At 33.8% G+C, this 3,436-nt stretch carries 4 protein-coding genes; all 4 read left to right on the top strand.

The annotated features are described in order from the left end of the window. Nucleotides 1–817, top strand: an 817-nt coding sequence (locus E1140_RS21280; protein WP_185153353.1) for a hypothetical protein, incomplete at its 5' end; no start/stop codon positions are given. 11 nt (nucleotides 818–828) lie between these two features. Continuing rightward, entirely contained in the window at nucleotides 829–1,776 is a 948-nt protein-coding gene (locus tag E1140_RS01130; protein ID WP_155178158.1) for a glycosyltransferase family 2 protein, read from the top strand. Further along, complete coding sequence (locus E1140_RS01125; protein WP_185153352.1) at nucleotides 1,773–2,648, top strand: glycosyltransferase; 876 nt, start codon at nucleotides 1,773–1,775, stop codon at nucleotides 2,646–2,648. The genes E1140_RS01130 and E1140_RS01125 overlap by 4 nt, the downstream gene beginning before the upstream one ends. Before the next feature lie 9 nt (nucleotides 2,649–2,657). Then, on the top strand, nucleotides 2,658–3,436 hold a 779-nt coding region (locus E1140_RS01120; protein WP_155178154.1), incomplete at its 3' end, for a sulfotransferase family protein.

Here is a 3,436-nt window from a genome sequence, read left to right as displayed (position 1 = left end):
CTGCACGCATAGTGCCAGAAATGCTTTAGCGGATGACAAAGATCTACAAAGTAATAAGAACCTTAAGTTAAAAATAAAGGATTTGCACAGTGGCTATGTAAATAGACAAGAGAGGTCATTAGATGATTTGTATGATGAGATTATTGAAAAGGGAAATACAGAATACTATGGCTCGGTACATGTCTTAAGGCTAAGGGATTTGCCGATAATAATAGAAAGATTTGGTCCTAGTGCTCGTAATTACAATGTTGTTAATGTTGTGAGGCATCCTGTTGATTTAGTTTGGAGTGGTTACGGCCAGTTTCTAGATTTATTCCTATATGATATCAATGAACTTTATTGGACAACAGGTAAAGTTTTGCGTGATGGAAAGGAATTTTGTTATCAACTGGCTAGGAAGTACGATTTAAATCTTGGAGAGTATAATAACTTGGCCTTTTTAGGGGCTTGCGCAGTACTTTCGAGTTTGAAACTTGACATGGACGCCTATTCCAAATTAGACGGAATCCATAACTTGAATCTGAAAAAGACCTTTAAAATGGAGGATTTAACAAAAAGTGAAAAATCCTTTTCAGAGTTTATAAGTCAGTTGTGTGGTGATGACTTTGAGGCTAGTCAAGATTATATTAGGGCTGTTTTCAATGAAGGAGTAATTAACAAACATAAACATGATAATAAAAAGTTATCTCCAGCAAAACGTTATGATCAGTTTAGCATGTGGCAAAAGGAGGCATTTGAATACTTTTTCGATTTTAATCAACTTTTAACGATGTATGAAAAAATCGGATATGATTTTAGCTTCTTAAATAACAATTGAAATTGGGTTAAATGGATTTTAATGAATTTAAGAAGAAACATCAAATACAACCTGTAGATGAGTTTACGTCAAATACACCTAACTCACCCACCGTTTCAATTTGTATTGTAACCTATCAACATAAAGATTACATAGGTCAATGTATAGCCTCTGTTCTTAAACAAGAAACAGAATATACTTTTGAAATATTAATAGGAGACGATGAATCGTCAGATGGAACTAGAGAAATCTGTCAAGAATACGCTAGGAAATACCCACATTTAATTAGACTTTTTTTTCACAAAAGGGAGAATAATATTAAGATAGAAGGCCACCCAACGGGTCGATTTAATTTTATGTATTCTCTATTTCAAGCAAAAGGAAGGTACATATCTTTATTAGATGGTGATGATTTTTGGATAGACCCTTTGAAGCTTCAAAAACAATTGGATTTTCTTGAAGAGAATCAAGATTACAGCATGGTTGGCCATAAAGTGCGGGTAACTGATGGAACTAATCTTGAAGACAGCATAACAGGTAAAAGGTTGAGGGACACTTACTATTTCAAGGATATAGCAGCAAAAAATGTAAGGATACCAACAAATTCACTTGTCTTTAGGAATAATTTTGAAATACCTGATTGGTTTTCGAGTATCTATGGGGCAGATAGAGCACTTATATTCTTATCAGCACAGACTGGAAAAATTAAGGTGATGGACTTTGTTGGTGCCGTATATAGAATTCATGCTGGTGGTATTGAGCAGAACTATAAAAAGGATAAGTTTTCTCTAGCTATGAGAAATTTAAAGGTAAATAGTACTTATCTGGAAATTTTACCGCCCAATCTAAGAGGCCTAATGTACAAGAATTCAGCTTGGAATTACTATTACTTAAGTGCCCAATATTTATTGAGAGGCCAATTTTTAAAAGTACTTAAAAATGTTTTTTATTCAATAAAATGCCTTATAAAAAGCATATGAAATTCGGAGCTTTTATAATGACTTATAATAGGTCAAATATTCTTCACAATACTATTGCCAAAATTAAACTCCAAACATTAGCCCCATCGGAGATACTTATTGTTGATAATAGTGATAATTCTGAAACTGAAGAACTGGTGGCTAGTTTAGATGATAGTTCTATTAAATATCATAAAGTAGGAAATAACTCCGGGCCAGCCGGTGCCGCAACTATTGGATTAAGGATGTTATCCGAAAAGGGTTATGATTGGGTTTACTGGGGAGATGATGATAATCCTCCGAGTAATAATCACGTGTTTGAGCGCCTTTTAAGCTATGATTATCCAAAAGATACAGGCTGTATAGGTCTGGTAGGTCAGTATTTTAAGACTTGCAAGGCTGAAATAGTGCGTGTGCCTGACGTTGCTCTGGAGGGAGATGGAATTATTGAAGTTGATAATATTGCAGGGGGGATGACCAAGATTGTGAAAGGGCAGGCGGTTCGAGAATATCAAATTTACCCAGAAGAAAAGCTGTTTTTTGGTTTTGAAGAGTTGGATTTTGATCTCAAACTTAAAGAAAGAGGATTTAAATTATATTGTCCCAAAAAGGAATATTATAAAAAAAGAAAGGAGAAAGGAAGACTCAACCTTAAAAAACAAACTTCTTTTAAGACGGATAATATGCATAGAAATTATTACTCCTATAGAAACCTACTTTTTATTAGTTATCGTCATAAAATGTACTTTGGTTTTCTGTATTTGTTGCTCAAGTTATTTAGTAAGTCGATTATTGGCTTTAAATTCGGGTGGAGCTATGGAATTGAGAATTTAAAATTTTGTTCTTTGGCGTTTACTCATTTTTTGAAAGGACGATATGGTAAGTATTTTTAGCAATCAACAATGAGTCGGAAACTTGATTTTATTTGTATTGGTGCAACCAAAGCAGGCACCACCAGTTTGTTTTATTATCTCACTGAACATGATGATGTTTATCTTCCTTCAAGAAAGGAAGTGTTTTTCTTTGATTTGAATGAAGAAAAGTCTTGGGATACCTTTTATGAAGAAAATTTCCTGAATGCAACCGAGGATCAATTGATAGGGAAATTTGCCCCAAGATATTCAAGAGACCCTGCGATTGGTGACTTATTAAATAATCATAATCCTGAATTGAAGATAATTTATTTAGTGAGAAATCCTGTTTATAGGGCATTTTCTCATTATAGAATGCTTTACAGATTAGGTCGGGAGCACCGAAATTTCTCGGACTTGATAATTGATCAGTTAGAGGAAGCTAATATTGAGAAATGCAGAAAATCGAATATGTCTGGAGAGTTTAGCTTGCTTACCCAGGGGGAGTATGGGAGAATTACAGAATTGCTTTTACGAAATTTTAATAGAGATCAACTTCTTATATTACCTTCTGATCAATTGGAATCTGAACCCGAGCTGGCGTTGAAAAAGATATATGATTTTTTAAATATATCCGTAATTTACCCCGCAAACATAAATAAGAAATATCATGTCGGTGGTGACAAGGCCAGGTATAAATGGTTATATCCGCTACTTAAGGCTTTAGTTCTCCCTCAACTTTTATGGAAATTTTTGAATAAGAATTTAAGAAAGAAAATAATCCTTTGGTATAATACCAGTTTGAGGATTAGCAAAAAGAAGACAATTAG

This window comes from Fulvivirga lutimaris, assembly GCF_009711525.1.
Taxonomy (GTDB): Bacteria; Bacteroidota; Bacteroidia; order Cytophagales; family Cyclobacteriaceae; genus Fulvivirga; species Fulvivirga lutimaris.
This window is presented reverse-complemented; position numbering and strand designations above follow the sequence as displayed.